Below are 15759 nucleotides of genomic sequence, written 5' to 3' on the forward strand. Positions count from 1 at the left end.
GGTACGCCTTGGGTTCGCTGGTAGCGTCCTCAGCCACTGATCCCATGCACCCGAGCCGAGGAGTTGGCGCGCACGATGACTGTGATCGAGGTCCGTAACGAGGCGAAGGGCAAGCACGACCCCGACTACCGGGGCCGCACCTTCACCGATGCCCAGATCGCAGAAGGCGGGCACCGTTCGTTCGTCGGCGGCGGTTGGGAGGAGATCGGCCGCGCACAGCTGGAGTTCCTGAAGTCGAGAGGACTACGGCCTCATCACCGGTTCCTCGATGTCGGATGTGGGAGCTTCCGCGCCGGACGTCATCTCATCGACTACCTCGACCCCGGCAACTACTACGGCTTCGACATCAACCACGCCGTGATGGCGGCCGGGTACGTGAACGAGCTCACCGATGAGCAGCGCGACCGGCTCCCGATCGCCAACCTGCACTCGACCGATCGGTTCGACACCGACTTCGGCGTGACGTTCGACATGGCTATCGCGCAGTCGGTGTTCACGCACGTCTCGATCAACCACATTCGGCTCTGCATGTTCAGAGTCGCCAAGGTGATGAAGCAGGGCGGCGTCTTCTACGCGACCTTCAACGAGCACGGGCCGAAGTACCCACTCGACAAGTTCACGAAGACGCGGTTCACCGAGCGCAACGCGTACTGGTACTACCGACGCGATCTGCGTTGGGCCGCACGGTTCAGTCCGTGGGAGTTCGAGTACATCGGCGACTGGGGACATCCGCGGGGCGCACAGGAGATGATCAAGCTCACCCGCTCGTGAGCTCGCGTTCCAGCGGCGTACGGAAGCTGGGTACGACGACGGTGTCGAGGCGAGAGGTCAGTCGGTCGGCCCGGTCTGTGATCGCTCGCTCGGCGTCGGCGCCGACGTCTTCGAGTACTCGCCAGCGCACCGTGCCGTCGTCGACGACCGCCCAGCCACCGACGATTCGGCCATCCCACCAGACGGTCGGTCCGATGTTGCCGTTGCGGTCGAACAGCGCCACGTGGTGGTCGCCGAGGTACCAGTCGCGGTGCTTCCAACCCATCGGGGTCGGGTCGAGAGCAGGTAGCAGGGCCGCCGCAGGCTCCGGCTGCCCGGTCTCGTCGACGTCATCGGCGAGGACGACGCCGGTGCCTGCCTCTAACTGCACGGCGACGGTGTCGAGACCGGCAACCGCCTTGCGGGTCTGACCGAGCGGCCAGCCGGTCCACCACTGCAGATCCTCGATCGTCGCCGGGCCGAATCGGCGGAGCCAATGCTCGGCGAGCCGAGCTCGGGCCGTTTCGGGTGCGAGGTCGTCGATGCCGTCCGGCCACCACGACTGTGCCGGCTCCCAGGTGTGCAGTCGCGAGGTCCAGTCGCCACGCGGAGATCCGCGGACGATTCGCCCGTACGCGCCGAGGATCGTCAGCACGCGGCTGTTGATGGTGCGTCGGATGTCGTACGACTTATCGGTGACAGGCAGCGTCGCGGTACGAAGGCGGGGCTCGTCGGACGACAGCTGAACGGCCGTAGCAGACCCGCGCTTGACGAGCGCGTCGACGGCCGCCTGCTCGACATCGGCGAGCCAGGTGTCGAGGTCGCCGTCGAGCTCGGGATCGGTCGGTAGGCGGTCGAGATCCTTGAGCAACCCGCGGCGCAGACGCTCGGCGACCGGAAGCGCCGACGCGTGGTGGATGCACGCGACCAGCTCTTGGGGTACGACGAACAAGGTGCGCCGCATCGCCATCAGTCGGACCAGGGACCGGCGGTCGTACAGCGCGGCGGAGACATCGCCGAGCTCGGCATCCGGGACGCGCGCGAGCACCGACAGGTAGACCGACGCAGGATCGCTGGCATGTAAGGCGAGTAGGCTCCGCGCGGCGTCGTCGGTGTCGGTCGCGCGATGATCCGCACTGAGCCGATGACGAGTCTGAAGGCGATTGCGGCGCTGCCGGTCTGACATCCTCAACACGCCATCAGGATCCCATCCGCCACCGACAACGTGCTCGCCGTCGATTCGCCATGCCCGCGGACCGCCGAGCGGGTACCGTCTTGCAATGGAGCCAGCACGCACCGCCACCACCGTCCGCTCCGGCGTCAGACGAGCCGCACGGGTCGCGAAAGGACTGGCGTCACCAGCGACGCGCGAACGCTACCTCGATGCCGTGAAACATCGGCTGCACGACGAGCGACCGGGTCACGGCGTCGAACGCTGCCTGGTGTGCAAGGCGCCGTCACCTCGGCATCGGACGATTCACTCCGCGTCATCGCCGGACAAGGTCCGCTACGTGCGTATCTGCGGCAGCTGCGGGCACATCAGCATTCCCGAAAACCGAAACGACTACACCGAACGCGATTACAGCCAGCTGCCGTCGAGCGGTCGCACCGGCCACGAGGGTAGGCCGGGCCGCGATTACCACATCGCCTCACTGGCTCTCGAAGGCATCGCGCGCAAGGACGTCGAGGTGCTGCTGTACGGAGTCGGCGCCAGCCGAGACAACCACACCATCAAGGATCTACCGAAGGTACGAAGCGTTGCGATCGGCGACATCATGAAGCTCCGCGACGATGGAGAGTTCGTCGACCTCACGAAGCGGCCGCCGAGGAAGTTCGACCTCGTCATCGCCAGCGAGGTGATCGAGCACTTCCGCGATCCTGTACCGGACTTTCGCACGCTGTTCGGGTTCGTCAAGCGCAACGGGCTGGTGGTCTGCGCCACCAACGTCTACGGAGGCAATGACCTGTCCCGCGACCGCTACATCTTCTACTCCGACCACACGTCGTACTACACGCCCACCGCGTTGCATCACATCGCGCTGATGTACGGGATGCACATCGATTTCCGGATGCCGATCATCGGGGCCGGTATGCGTAAGCGCTACATCTTCTTCACCCGCTCGCGTGCGACCTTGGACCGGCTCTCGGTGTACTTCGGATCGCGTGCGTACGCGCCGTCCGAGTCGGCGTACCGGCTTCGGGCCGTGAAACGCTCCGATGAGAAGCGGTCCACCTGACCCGCACTAGCTCTCGACGTGCTCCGCGTCGCGCTGTGCGGCAGGCCAGTCCTGGTGGAACCGGTCGGCGACGCTCTCGGCCTGCTTGAACAGCTTCTTTCGCGCCCGCGTGGAGAGCCGGTCGCCGAACACGCGACCGTAGAGGTGGTCGGTCTCGTGTTGCAGGCAGCGCGCGAGCGTACCGCCTTCGCCGATGTAGGTCACCGCGGCGCCGGTGTGGTCATAACCGTCGACGCGTGCCCAGTCGGGCCGGGCGCAGGCCGAATAGCCGCCGGGAAGCGAGAGACAGCCCTCGTCGTCCTCGTCGAGGTGTCGCTCGCCCGGATCGGGCAGGGTGAGCACCGGATTGCAGACGACGCCCTTGACCCGCTGGTCGGCACCGTCGGTGCAGTCGAATACGAACACCTTCTGGTCGACGCCGATCTGGTTGGCGGCGAGGCCGGCGCCCTCGGCGGCGTACATCGTCTCGAACATGTCGGCAACGAGGGTGGCGAGGTCGGCGTCGAAATCCGTGACGTCGCGTAGCTCTCGATGCATCACCGGCGTGCCCCACCGAGTGATCGGCCGTACGGTGCCTCCGGTCGGCAGGTCGGACACGTGGACTCCTCGACGACTCGTGGTGATGATGCCGTGCCAAATCCTAGACGTGGGGCGTTCGATGCGAACGAGCGGCGTGAGCGAGGTCATGTGCACCTGAGTGCAAACGAGAGTTACACTTGTCCCGTGAGCAGAAATCCGAGGACCGGAGGAGCCGTCGTGTCATCAGACCGAGGGATCGTCACCTACCGCCGCGACGCGATGGGCTACGGCCTGGCCGCGCTGCACCGGATCGCCGGCTCGAAGATGATCGACCGGCTCGGCATGCGCAAGCCGACCGAGCGAGTCGTGTTCCAGGCGACTAAGACAGGCTTCCGTACGCTCGGGGCGGTCAACCGGACCTTCGTGAAGAAGCGCGGCGGGGGCTCGCCGAGCCGTACGCGCTCGGGCCCGCGCACCGGAGTCTTCGACCTCACTCCGACCGACGACCAGCAGATGATCGTCTCGGTCGTCGAGGAGTTCGCGGCCGACGTGGTACGCCCGGCGGCGGACAAGGCCGAGGAGCTCTGCGAGACACCGGACGAGATCCTGTCGCAGGCCGCAGAGCTCGGTCTGACCCTGCTGGAGGTGCCCGACGACCTCGGCGGGCTCGATGGCGAGCGGTCTGCCACCACGGGCGTCCTCGTCGCGGAAGCGTTGGCACACGGCGATATGGGCCTCGCGGTCTCCTGCCTCGCGCCCGCATCGGTCGCCACCGCATTGTCGCTGTGGGGGAGTGCCGACCAGCAGCAGACGTACCTGCCTTCGTTCACCGGTGACAAGGTGCCGGCGGCGGCATTGGCCGTCGCCGAGCCGACGCCGTTGTTCGATCCGCTCGCATTGCAGACCACCGCGCGGCGCTCACCCGGTGGCGGCTACGTACTTCAGGGTGTGAAGTCCGCGGTCGTTCGCGCCGCTCAGGCAGAGCTGTTCGTCGTAGCGGCCGAGATCGAAGGCAGCGGACCGGCGATGTTCCTGGTCGAGTCCGATACTGCCGGCCTCGAGATCGAGGCCGATCCGTCGATGGGTCTGCGCGCCGCGTCCTTGTCGCGGGTCGTTCTCGACGGCGTACGCGTACCCGAGGAGGCGCTGCTCGGCGGTGCGGGTACGTCGTCCTACCGCGAGTGCATCCGGCTGTCGAGGCTCGCGTGGTCCGCGTTGGCCGTCGGCACCGCCCAGGCGGTGCTCGACTACGTGACTCCGTATGTGAAGGAGCGCAAGGCGTTCGGCGAACCGATCGCGTACCGGCAGTCGGTCGCGTTCATGGTCGCCAACATCGGGATCGAGCTGGAGGGCATGCGGCTCGCGACATACCGAGCCGCCTCTCGCGCCGAGCAGGGGCTCGACCACGCGCGTGAGGTCGCGATCGCGGGGCGCCTCTGCGCGGAGTACGGGATGAAGATCGGCCAGGACGGTGTCCAACTGCTCGGTGGCCACGGCTTCGTCAAGGAGCATCCGGTCGAACGCTGGTATCGCGACCTGCGCGCGGTAGGTGTGATGGAAGGCAGCCTCCTCGTCTGAGGAGCCGTACTCGAGAAGGACTGCATAGATGATCAACCTGGAAACACCCCGCAAGTTCAAGACGTTCATCGGCCAGGCGCATCAGGTCGCGGCGGAGTTCCTGCGACCGAACTCCCGGAAGTACGACACGGCGGAGCATGCGTACCCCAAGGAGCTCGACCTGCTCGCGTCGCTCGTCGACGGGATGGACGATTCGGGCAACAGCCAGGGCGCCGGTGCGAAAGGCGTTCGGCGTAGCGGCGGTGATGCCGAGTCGGTACGCAACGGCACGAACATGTCGTCGGTGCTGTCGGTCATGGAGATGTGCTGGGGTGACGTCGGCCTCACGCTCTCGATGCCGCGCCAGGGCCTCGGCAACTCGGCGATCGCATCGGTTGCAACCGACGAGCAGCTCGCCCGCTTCGACGGGGTGTGGGCCGCCATGGCGATCACCGAGCCCGGATGCGGATCCGACTCCGCCGCGATCAACGCCACCGCCGTGCTCGACGGTGACGCGTACGTGCTGAACGGCGAGAAGATCTTCGTGACGTCCGGTGATCGTGCCGATGCCGTGGTCGTTTGGGCGACGCTCGACAAGTCGAAGGGCCGGGCTGCGATCAAGTCGTTCGTGGTCATGAAGGACACGCCCGGTATCCACGTCGAGCGCCTCGAGCACAAGCTCGGCATTCGCGGTTCGGACACAGCCACCATCATTCTCGACAACTGCCGGGTCCCGGCCGAGAACCTCCTCGGTAGCCCCGAGATCGACACGGAGCAGGGCTTCGCCGGCGTCATGCAGACGTTCGACAACACGCGGCCACTTGTCGCCGCGATGGCGGTCGGCTGCGCGCGGGCGTCCCTCGAGGCGACGCGTGACCTGCTCCGCGATGCGGGCATCGAGATCGACTACGACCGGCCGGCGAACCGCCAGTCGGCCGCGGCCGCTACGTACCTCGCGATGGAGTCGGACTGGGAGGCGGCGTACCTGCTGACGGCGCAGGCGGCCTGGATGGCCGACAACTCCAAGCCGAACTCGCTGCAGGCGTCGATGGCCAAGGCCAAGGCCGGCCGCTGCGCCAACGACATCACGCTGCGCTGCGTTGAGCTCGCGGGCACTCTCGGGTACGGGGAGCACGAACTACTGGAGAAGTGGAGCCGCGACTCCAAGATCCTGGACATCTTCGAGGGCACCCAGCAGATCCAACAGCTCATCGTCGCGCGCCGGTTGCTCGACCTGTCGAGTGCCGAGCTGAAGTAGCATCCCGGGCGGCCGCGACCCGCGGTCAGCCGGTCCTCGCGGTACGTTCGTGGCCTGTCACAGGACTCGGAGTGTGCCGTGTTGGTGGAAGTGAACAAGGTCTCGGTCGAGGGCCCGCATGGACCGCTGCTACGACCGACCTCGCTGTCGTTCGGGAGCAAGGACGCCGCGCTGGTCGTCGGCCCGCCTGGTGCCGGCCACACGGCGCTGGCGTTGGCCGTCTCGGGGCGGCTACGGCCGACATCGGGCCAGGTGACGGCCGACGGCGACCGGTCGCTTGCACACCTACGCCGACGGATCGCGCCGGTCGATGTCGCGGGTGTCTCGGAGCCCGACGAGGTCGTCCCGTTCGCGGCCGTCATCGGGGAGGAGCTCGCGATGTGCGGACGACGTGCCTCGCGCTCGGCGGTTCGTGCGTACCTGACCGAGCGTGGTGCAGACGACTTCATCGACACTCGGGTCGAGAACGTACCCCCGGATATCCGCGCCTGGCTACTGACCGACCTGGCAATGCAACGCTCCGGCGTGGAGGGCGTCGTGATCGCGTGCCCCGACCGATACGGACTCCGCGCCGAGGTCGCCTGGGAGATCGCCCTGTGGGCGGCGGAGGCCGGTTCCGCTGTCCTCCTGCAGTTGATGCAGAACACCGCTGACGCCATCGCCGTCGAACCGACGGTGATCGGCGACGTCTCGTTGGGAGGTGTTCGATGAGCTCGCTACGCATGGCGTTCACCGAGCTCCGACGGTTGTTCGCCGGACGACTGCCGCGGCTCGCCATCGGCGCGTTGATCCTCATACCGTCGATGTACGCCGGACTGTATCTGTGGGCGAACCACGACCCGTACGGCAACCTCGACCAGGTGGACGCCGCGCTCGTCGTCGCCGACACCGGGGCCAAGGCCTCAGATGGGACGAATCTGCATGTCGGCCGCGACGTCGCCGACGACCTGGTCGACGACGGCTCCTTCCGGTGGCATGAGGTGTCGGCGGAGGAAGCCGAGGACGGGGTTCGAAACGGTGAGTACAGCTTCGCGGTGACATTGCCGAAGCGATTCTCCGCGGCGCTCGCGTCGACGGCCGACCTCGACCCGCAGAAGGGCCGCCTGCGCCTGACGACCAATGACTCGAACAACTATCTCGCACACTCGATCGGCGACCAGCTGATGACGCGGATCGCCGGAACGATCACCGAACGAGTCGGCAAGCGGGCCGCTTCTGAGTTCCTCGCCGGGTTCGCAGATGTTCATTCCCAGGTACGCAAGGCGGGCAACGGGGCCGCGGAACTGCGCGACGGACTGGCCGACGCGGTACGTGGATCTCGTCGACTGGAAAAGGGTGCGGGTACGCTCGCGAACGGCGAGGGTCGCCTCGTAGAAGGCCAAGAACGCCTCGCCGCCGGCATCGGCACCGCCGACCGAGGGGCGAAACGACTCGACAGCGGTGCCCACCGGCTCGCGGACGGACTCGACACCCTTGCCCGGCGTACTGCCTCACTGCCGCGCCAGACCGCGCGACTCGCATCCGGGTCCCGACAAGTGGCCGACGGCAACCGGCGGATCGCCGCGGTCGCCGATCGGGCGGCGACGATCTCGAGCGCGGTCATGAGCACGGTCGACGCCGCGGGACAGGACATTCGCACGGCTCTGCGACGGATGGGGCTTTCGCCGGCGCAGGTCCAACGAGTGATGCGCCATCTCGACCGCGTCCGCACGCCGCTCGAGCGGGTCAACCGAAAGATCCATGGTGCCGCCCGCGACACTGACCGGCTCGCCGACGGTGCGCAGCGGGTCGCGGACGGCAACCGACGACTCAGCAAGGCGTCAGGCAGGTTGGTGAGCGGCATCGGCACCGCGGATCGTGGGGCGACCCGGCTCGCGTCCGGTGCGGATCGCCTGGTCTCCGGCATCGATCGGCTGGGCAGCGGCAGCGATCGGCTGGTCGACGCACAACGCCGCGCGCACAAGGGCGCGCGGCGACTCGACACGGGCGCAGGTCGCCTCGTCAACGGCCTGGTCGACGCCCGCGACGGCGCGGGACAGCTTGCGAGCGGCCTACGGAACGGGCTGGAATCCATCCCCAACCTCGACAAGTCGGACCGTAAGTCGGCCGCCTCAGCGATCGCCTCTCCGGTCGACGTCGAATCCGTCTCCCAAGCGAGCGCGGGTTCGTACGGCGCGGGGCTCGCTCCCTTCTTCATGGGCCTCGCGACCTGGATCGGGGCGTACGTGGTGTTCCTGCTGGTCCGACCCCTGTCGAATCGCGCCATCGCGGCCCGGGCGTGGCCCGCGCGCATCGCACTCGGCGGTTGGATTCCTCCGTCGCTCATCGGCATCGTCCAGGTTGCGGTGATGCTGCTCATCATCGCGGCGGTGGTCGGAATCACCATCGCCAACACGTTGCAGGCGTTGCTCTTCCTCGTGCTGGTCACGGTGACCTTCGTGGCGATCGTGCACGCCTTGAATGCGTGGCTTGGGGGAGTGGGGCAGTTCGTCGGCCTGGTGCTGCTCGTGCTGCAGCTGGTCAGTGCCGGCGGTACGTTCCCGTGGCAGACGCTGCCCGGACCGCTCCAGGCGCTGCACCATGTGCTGCCGCTTTCGTACGCGATCGATGGTCTCCGTCACCTGATGTACGGCGGGCCGCTGACCGGGGTCGGACGCGACGTGTTCGTGCTCTGCGTGTTTCTTGCGGCTAGTCTGTTCGCTACTGCGGTCGCCGCTCGGCGCCAGCGGATGTGGACCGTTTCGAGGATCAAACCGGAGTTGGCACTGTGAGCGATATTCCCCTTGCCCGCGATGTCGAGTACGAGATCACCCGCATGCTGCGGCGATCGCGTGCTCGGAGCATGCGTACGGTTGCCGATGTACACCCCGATCTCGAGCTCGGCAACTACCTGCTGCTCCTGGCGGTCGACGATGCCTGCGGCCCGGGGTCCGACGGTGTACGCGCCACCGAGCTCGCAGAGTCGTTCGCGGTGCACAAGTCGACCGTGAGCCGAGGGCTGGCGACGCTCGAGCAGATCGGTCTGGTCGAGCGTGTCCCCGATCCGACGGACGGCCGCGCCCGGCTGGTCCGGCTGACCGACGAGGCCGCTCGGCGGGTCGAGGAGGTGCGCCGACGCCGCCATGAGCAGCTGGCAGCGGTCCTCGAGGACTGGCAGTCCGACGACCTCACGACACTCGCTCGCCTGCTGGATCAGCTGAACAACGCGCTCGACCAAGGCTGACGTGCACTGGCGCGGTTGACGTGTACCGTCTGCTCATGCGAATTGCACGAGGGGTCGCCGCGATGACGTGCGCAGCAGCGCTGGCGATGGCCGCGTCGGCGTGCAGTGACGAGGATGATCCAGCGGATGACGAGCCCACCGAGGCGGGTCCGAGTTCGATCGACCGGTTGAGCGACATTCCGGATGCCGTTCTGGTGATCAAGCCGAAGTCGCAAGACGCGCCCAAGACGTATCGAACCGCGAAGATCGTCAGTGCGAACCCGTCGGCGAGCGGCGAGTCGGTCGATGTGAACTTCGAGGCGGGGCCCGACATGTGCAGCATGTTCACCGGGTACGCGACACAGGAGACCGACTCGACGATCGAGGTGACGGTGATCATCGGTGAACAGGCAAACTGCACGGGTGACCCGACCGAGCGTACGACGGTGCTGAACGTCGACGAGCCGGTGGGCGATCGCGACGTCGTCGTCTCCGAGTACTCCCAGGAGTCCATCCCGATCAAAAACCCCTCCCAGTAACGCTGAGGACGTCGATGAGCTTGCGTACGCGCTTCACGGATACCCGTCCGGCGGTTCCCAGCGACTGGGCGAACAGGCTCACCCGCAGCTCCTCGAGCGACCATCGCGCGTTACGTACTCCGGGCGCGTCGAGCTGGTCGGGTCGCAGGTTCTCGGTTGCCGCGTGGAAATCTCCCTCGAGACCCTGTACGTCGCGCATCGCCGCCGCATCGGACGCGAGTGACGTGGGCGCTCGCGCGAGCCGCATCGACGCCGCCCGGAGATAGCGCGGCAGCTGCCGGAGCTGCTCGACACCGGTCTCGCGGACGAAACCGTCGTACAGCAGCCACGACAGTTGGACCCGGATGTCATCCACGACGGTGGCCAAGGCTGATGGTGCCGTGTCGAGCTCGCGGGTCAGGCTCTGCCAGGCTCCGAGCGCATCGACGACATCGTGTACGACGGCCGCCGTGGTCTCGTAGGTGTCGGCGCGCACCGCGTCGCGTAGCTGTGCGAACGCGGCCGCTCCGCGAACCGGACCGCCGTGTCTGAGAACGAGTGCGTCCAGCGCAGCGTCACGGGAATCCTCGAGCAGGTCGAGAACGGTCCGGTACGGACTGTCCGCGATCGTCAGCTTCGTCCGGTTGTCGAAGCCCTTGGTGATCGCCGCAACCGGGGAGGGCGTCGTCAACGCGATCAGCCGGGAGACACCTCGGATCAGGCCGTACGCCTGCTCGCCGGTGTCCTCGACGACCACGATGCTCACGCTGGTTCGCCGATCGACCAGGGTGGGGTAGCCGTGGACCTGATGCCCGTGTCGCTCGACCGCGATTCGTGCCTCGAGATCGCCGAAGTCCCAATCGGTGATGCCGTCTCGGCTGATCCGGTCGGCGGCGCCGGTGAGTGCGCTCCGCAGCTGTGGGCGAAGCTCCTCGCGCAGCTTTTCGAGGTCGCGTCCTTCGCCGACGGTTCTGTCGCCGTCGACGATGCGAAAGCGCATCCGTAGGTGCTCCGGGAGTCGGCTCAGGTCGAAGTCATCGACGGCGACGGGAAGACCACCGATCCGTTGCAGGGCGCCGGCGAGCACCGCCAGCATCGGGCCGTCCTTCGGTCCCACCTCCGCGAGCAACCTGCGGGCCGTATCACCGGCGGGTACGAAGTTGCGTCGTAGCCCTTTCGGCAGCGTCTTGATGAGCGCCGCGACCAGCGCCTCACGATGTCCCGGGACCTGCCACCAGAACGCGTCGGCATCGACGGTGTGCAGTTCTTCGAGCGGGATGTCGACGGTCACTCCGTCGGCGGACGCGCCGGGCTCGAACGCGTACGAGAGCGCCAGGCCTTCGGACTCGGAGGTCCACACGTCGGGGAACTGTTCGATCCTCTCGTCCGGGTCCGCATCGCCCCGCAGAAGCAGGGTCTTCTCGAAGTCGAGGAGGTCGGGATCGCGTTTGCGGCGGCGCTTCCACCAGCTGTCGAAGTGTCGACCGGAAACGACGGTGTCCGGCAGCCGCTCGTCGTAGAAGGCGAAGAGCGTGTCATCGTCGACCAAGAGGTCACGGCGGCGCGCGCGGTCCTCGAGCTCGGCGACATCATCGAGCAGCCGCCTGTTGCGACGGAAGAAGCCGTGCCGCGTCGACCACTCGCCTTGGACGAGGGCATGCCGGATGAACAGCTCGCGTGATACCGCGGGGTCGATCCTGCCGTATGCGACCGAGCGATCCACGACGATCGGCACGCCGTACAGCGTCACCTTCTCGTGGGCCATGACTGCGCCGCGCCGCTTCGACCAGTGTGGTTCGCTGTACGACCGCTTGACGAGATGCTGCGCGAGGGGTTCGATCCAGTCCGGGTCGATCCGCGCCACCGTACGCGCCCAGAGCCGCGACGTCTCGACCAGCTCGGAGGCCATCACCCACCGCGGCGGCTTCTTGCCGACGGGTGAACCGGGGAAGATCGCGAACCGCGCGTTGCGGGCACCGACATACTCCCGGGTCTCCGCGTCACGCAGGCCGATGTGCGACAGCAGACCGGCCAGCAGGGAGCGATGGATTGCGTCGTCGCCCGCATCCGGTTCGTTCAGGCTCAGTCCGAGATCACGTACGGATTGACGCAGTTGGGTGTGTACGTCCTGCCATTCACGGATACGCAAGTAGTGCAGGAACTCGTCGCGGCACATGCGCCGGAACTGGTTGCCGGACAGCTCGCGTCGTTTCGTACGCAGGTAGCGCCACAGGTCGAGGTACGCGGCGAAGTCGGAATGCTCGGACCCGAATCGCCGATGACTGGCGTCTGCTGCGTCGCGGTGTTCGGCGGGACGTTCGCGTGGATCCTGGATCGACAGGCCCGCGACGATCACCAGCACCTCACGCAGGCACCCATTGCGATCCGCCTCCACCAACATCCGCGCGAGTCGCGGGTCGAGCGGAAGGTCGGCGATGATGCGTCCGACGTCGGTGAGCTCCTTGCCTGCAGCGTCGATCGCACCGAGCTCGCGCAGCAGCGCAACGCCGTCTCGTACCGCACGCGGATCGGGCGGGTCGGGGAACGGGAAGGACGAGAGCTCACCGAGGCCGAGCGAGATCATGGAGAGGATGACCGATGCCAGGCTGGTACGAAGGATCTCGGGTTCGGTGAACTCCGGGCGGGACTCGTAGTCCTCTTCGGAGTACAGGCGGATGCAGATGCCGTCGGACGTACGTCCGCAGCGCCCGGCGCGTTGGTTCGCACTGGCCTGGGAGATCGGCTCGATCGGCAGTCGTTGCACCTTGAGCCGCTGGCTGTAGCGGGAGATGCGGGCGGTGCCGGGATCGATGACGTACTTGATGCCCGGGACGGTCAGGGACGTTTCGGCGACGTTCGTCGCAAGAACGATTCGCCGCCCGGTGTGCGGCTTGAACACTCGCTGCTGCTCGGCGGTGGACAGGCGTGCGTACAGGGGCAGGACCTCGGTGTTGCGCAGCGCGCGGCGCTCGAGCATGTCCGCGGTGTCGCGGATCTCCCGCTCGCCGGACAGGAACACCAAGATGTCACCCGGCGGCTCGGTCGAGAGCTCGTCCACGGCATCGGAGATCGCCTGTAGCTGGTCGCCGTCGTCGCGCTCGGCCAGCGGGCGATAGCGTTTCTCGACCGGGTACGTACGGCCGCTCACCTCGATGATCGGCGCGGGCCCGGCCGCCGTGCGGAACAGCTCGGCGAACCGTTCCGGGTCGATGGTCGCCGAGGTGATGATGACCTTGAGGTCCTTGCGGCGTGGGAGCAGCCGGCGCAGGTAGCCGATCAGGAAGTCGATGGACAGGCTGCGCTCGTGTGCCTCGTCGACGATGATCGTGTCGTAGCTGCGCAGGTCCGGGTCCTTCCGGATCTCCGAGAGCAACAACCCGTCGGTCATCACCTTGACGGCGGTGTCGCGGCTCGTCCGGTCGGAGAAGCGCACCGCAAATCCCACGGACGTACCGAGCTCGACCTTGCACTCCTCGGCGATGCGGGCTGCAACCGTACGCGCGGCGATGCGGCGGGGCTGGGTGTGACCGATCTTCTTGCGACCACCACGGCCGAGCGCGAGACAGATCTTCGGCAGCTGCGTGGTCTTGCCGGAGCCGGTCTCGCCCGCCACGATCACGACCTGATGCGCCTCGATGGCCGCCGCGATGTCGTCGCGGCGCTCGGTGACGGGGAGCTCGGCGGGGAAGGTGATCGCTGCCGGATCGATTCCTGCGCCGGATGCGTCGTCGGTCACGCGTCGTCCACCGGCGTACTGGTATAGATGGCGTTGTCGGTGGTCATGCCTCGACGATATCCAGCCCGACGAAGGAGGCTCGCGTGCACCTGACGAAGTTCGGACACTCGTGCGTCCGGCTGAACGAAGGCGAACGGACGCTCGTACTCGACCCGGGCGTGTTCAGCGCGGCCGCCGATGCGTTGCACGGCACCGATGCCGTGCTGATCACCCATGAGCACCCCGACCACGTCGACGCGGATGCGCTGACCGCTGCTGCCTCGGGCAACGCCGAGCTACGCATCTGGGCTCCGGCGAGCGTCGCGGAGAAGCTGGCACCGCTCTCGGACATCGTGACCACGGTGCGGCCGGGGGAGGAGTTCGAGGCAGCCGGCTTCGAGGTTCGTACGTTCGGCGGCCAGCACGCGTTGATCCACAAGGACGTCCCCGTCGTCGCGAACGTCGGCTATCTGATCGACGGTGCCGTGTACCACCCGGGCGACTCGTTCACCGTTCCGACCGTGCCGGTCGACACCGTGCTCGTTCCGATCCACGCTCCGTGGTCGCGGGTCGGGGAGGTCCTCGACTTCATGATCGCCGTACGCGCGCGGCGCGGCTTCCAGATCCACGATGCGTTGCTCAACGACAACGGCTTGGGTGTCGTGTACGCGCACGTTCACCGCGTGGCCGGCGAGTACGACCTCGAGTTCGAGGTACTCGACACGGGGACGACGGTCGACCTCAGCGCAGGGTGAGCGTGTCGATCGCGTACGCCATGGCTCCGACCAGCTCGGCGCGCTGACCGAGTGCAGCGGCGCGTACGTCCACCGTCGCCGCGGTCGCCGGCTGGGCATACTGGTCCAGCGACTCGCGTACGCCGGAGACGACCGGGACGCCGATGGTGCCCAGATCGCCGCCGATCACGACCAGGGACGGGTTGAGGCAGTTGCACAGGTCCGCGATCACGCGGCCGATCGTGCGCCCGGCGGTCGTCAGGATCCTCAGCGCGACGGGGTTCTCGAGCATTCCTGTCGGCCACTCGTCGCCCTCGGCGGCCAGCACATGCGCGAGTTGACGTCGCACCTGGGTACTCGAGACCACGGTCTCCAGGCATCCCCGGTTACCGCAGCGGCACCAGGCCCCGCCGTCGCCGAGCTGGGTGTGCCCGATCTCGCCGGCGATACCGACCGATCCGCGGTACGTGCGACCGTCGAGGACGAGCCCGGCGCCGATACCGTGTGAGGCCTTGATGTAGAGGAAGTCGCGAGCGCCGGTCGCCGCGCCGAACCGGAGCTCACCGTGCGCACCCATGTCCGCGTCGTTGGCGATGTGGACCCGACGCCCGAGGCGTGCGCCGAGCTCGCGAGCGGGATCGACATCGACCCAGGAGGCGAGAATCGTGGGTGATCTGACCTGACCGGTGGTGCCGTCGACGGGGCCCGGGACTCCCGCGCACACGGCGAGAATCTGCTGCGGATCGATGCCGACCTCGCGTACCGCTCGATCGAACATCGCCGTGGCCGTGTCGAAGGCATCGATCGCACGCCCGTCGACGTCGACGGGCGTATGCAGCTCGGCGCGCATGTCACCGACGGTGTCGGCGATCGCGACCGATACGTGAGCGTGGCCGAAGTCGATCGCGGCGACCCAGCCGGGAGGCGCCGACGGCACGAGTAGTGCGGACGGTCGCCCCCGTCTCGCGGTACGCCGGGCGGCATCGGGTAAGCGCTCCTCGAGCAGCCCCTCGTCGAGGAGACCTTGGACCCCGTGCGCGACCGCGCTTCTCGCGAGGCCGGTCGATCGGGACAGCTCGCTGCGACTCAGCGCGCCATGCGTTCGGACGGCTTCGAGCAACAGCCGTCGCGATCGCGCTCGGCGTGCGGTGACCGGCTCCGACTCCTTCATGACGGCACTCTAATACTCCGCCGAAAGGAATAAATAGGATTCCTTACAGATGTCTTGACGCGCAATATCGGTGCCTCTACGTTCGTACGAAATTGCGT

Annotated in this window: 13 protein-coding genes; 9 read left to right on the forward strand and 4 right to left on the reverse strand. The window is 67.3% G+C overall.

The features are described 5' to 3' along the window. Window positions 1-75: 75 nt before the first annotated feature. The gene (locus MU582_10945; protein UPK72968.1) at window positions 76-771 is read left to right on the forward strand and encodes a class I SAM-dependent methyltransferase; all 696 of its coding nucleotides are present in this window, start codon (window positions 76-78) and stop codon (window positions 769-771) included. Here the strand turns inward: MU582_10945 and MU582_10950 are convergent. Further along, window positions 758-1936, reverse strand: a complete 1179-nt coding sequence (locus tag MU582_10950; GenBank protein ID UPK72969.1) for a winged helix DNA-binding domain-containing protein — start codon at window positions 1934-1936, stop codon at window positions 758-760. The genes MU582_10945 and MU582_10950 overlap by 14 nt on opposite strands. Window positions 1937-2030: 94 nt before the next feature. Here MU582_10950 and MU582_10955 point away from each other — a divergent pair, with 94 nt between their 5' ends. Next, window positions 2031-2987 carry a class I SAM-dependent methyltransferase gene (locus tag MU582_10955; protein UPK72970.1) on the forward strand — a complete coding sequence of 319 codons (957 nt, stop codon included), beginning with the start codon at window positions 2031-2033 and terminating at the stop codon, window positions 2985-2987. A 6-nt stretch (window positions 2988-2993) separates the two neighbouring features. Here the strand turns inward: MU582_10955 and def are convergent, their stop codons facing one another. Then, complete coding sequence (gene def, locus MU582_10960) at window positions 2994-3524, reverse strand: peptide deformylase (GenBank protein ID UPK77153.1); 531 nt, start codon at window positions 3522-3524, stop codon at window positions 2994-2996. Between the two features lie 219 nt (window positions 3525-3743). Here def and MU582_10965 point away from each other — a divergent pair, with 219 nt between their 5' ends. The 6 genes from MU582_10965 to MU582_10990 all read left to right on the forward strand — a co-directional run bounded on the left by MU582_10965 (window position 3744) and on the right by MU582_10990 (window position 10062). Further along, window positions 3744-5084 carry an acyl-CoA dehydrogenase family protein gene (locus MU582_10965; GenBank protein ID UPK72971.1) on the forward strand — a complete coding sequence of 447 codons (1341 nt, stop codon included), beginning with the start codon at window positions 3744-3746 and terminating at the stop codon, window positions 5082-5084. 28 nt (window positions 5085-5112) lie between these two features. Further along, complete coding sequence (locus MU582_10970; protein ID UPK72972.1) at window positions 5113-6321, forward strand: acyl-CoA dehydrogenase family protein; 1209 nt, start codon at window positions 5113-5115, stop codon at window positions 6319-6321. 78 nt (window positions 6322-6399) lie between these two features. Then, window positions 6400-7032 carry an ATP-binding cassette domain-containing protein gene (locus tag MU582_10975; GenBank protein UPK72973.1) on the forward strand — a complete coding sequence of 211 codons (633 nt, stop codon included), beginning with the start codon at window positions 6400-6402 and terminating at the stop codon, window positions 7030-7032. Then, the gene (locus MU582_10980; protein ID UPK72974.1) at window positions 7029-9092 is read left to right on the forward strand and encodes a YhgE/Pip domain-containing protein; all 2064 of its coding nucleotides are present in this window, start codon (window positions 7029-7031) and stop codon (window positions 9090-9092) included. Before MU582_10975 ends, MU582_10980 begins: the two co-directional genes overlap by 4 nt. Beyond that, window positions 9089-9544 carry a MarR family transcriptional regulator gene (locus tag MU582_10985; GenBank protein UPK72975.1) on the forward strand — a complete coding sequence of 152 codons (456 nt, stop codon included), beginning with the start codon at window positions 9089-9091 and terminating at the stop codon, window positions 9542-9544. The genes MU582_10980 and MU582_10985 overlap by 4 nt, the downstream gene beginning before the upstream one ends. A gap of 35 nt (window positions 9545-9579) precedes the next feature. Further along, complete coding sequence (locus tag MU582_10990; protein ID UPK72976.1) at window positions 9580-10062, forward strand: hypothetical protein; 483 nt, start codon at window positions 9580-9582, stop codon at window positions 10060-10062. Here MU582_10990 and hrpA read toward each other — a convergent pair. Next, entirely contained in the window at window positions 10043-13777 is a 3735-nt protein-coding gene (gene hrpA / locus MU582_10995) for an ATP-dependent RNA helicase HrpA (GenBank protein ID UPK72977.1), read from the reverse strand. The two genes, MU582_10990 and hrpA, sit on opposite strands and share 20 nt — an antisense overlap. Window positions 13778-13860: 83 nt before the next feature. Between hrpA and MU582_11000 the strand changes: the two genes are divergently transcribed. After that, the gene (locus tag MU582_11000; GenBank protein UPK72978.1) at window positions 13861-14511 is read left to right on the forward strand and encodes an MBL fold metallo-hydrolase; all 651 of its coding nucleotides are present in this window, start codon (window positions 13861-13863) and stop codon (window positions 14509-14511) included. Here MU582_11000 and MU582_11005 read toward each other — a convergent pair. Further along, window positions 14498-15661: an ROK family protein gene (locus MU582_11005; protein UPK72979.1), complete on the reverse strand. Its 1164-nt coding sequence runs from the start codon at window positions 15659-15661 to the stop codon at window positions 14498-14500. The two genes, MU582_11000 and MU582_11005, sit on opposite strands and share 14 nt — an antisense overlap. Between the last annotated feature and the right edge of the window lie 98 nt (window positions 15662-15759).

The sequence above is a fragment of the Nocardioidaceae bacterium SCSIO 66511 genome, from assembly GCA_023100825.1.
Lineage (GTDB): Bacteria > Actinomycetota > Actinomycetes > Propionibacteriales > Nocardioidaceae > Solicola.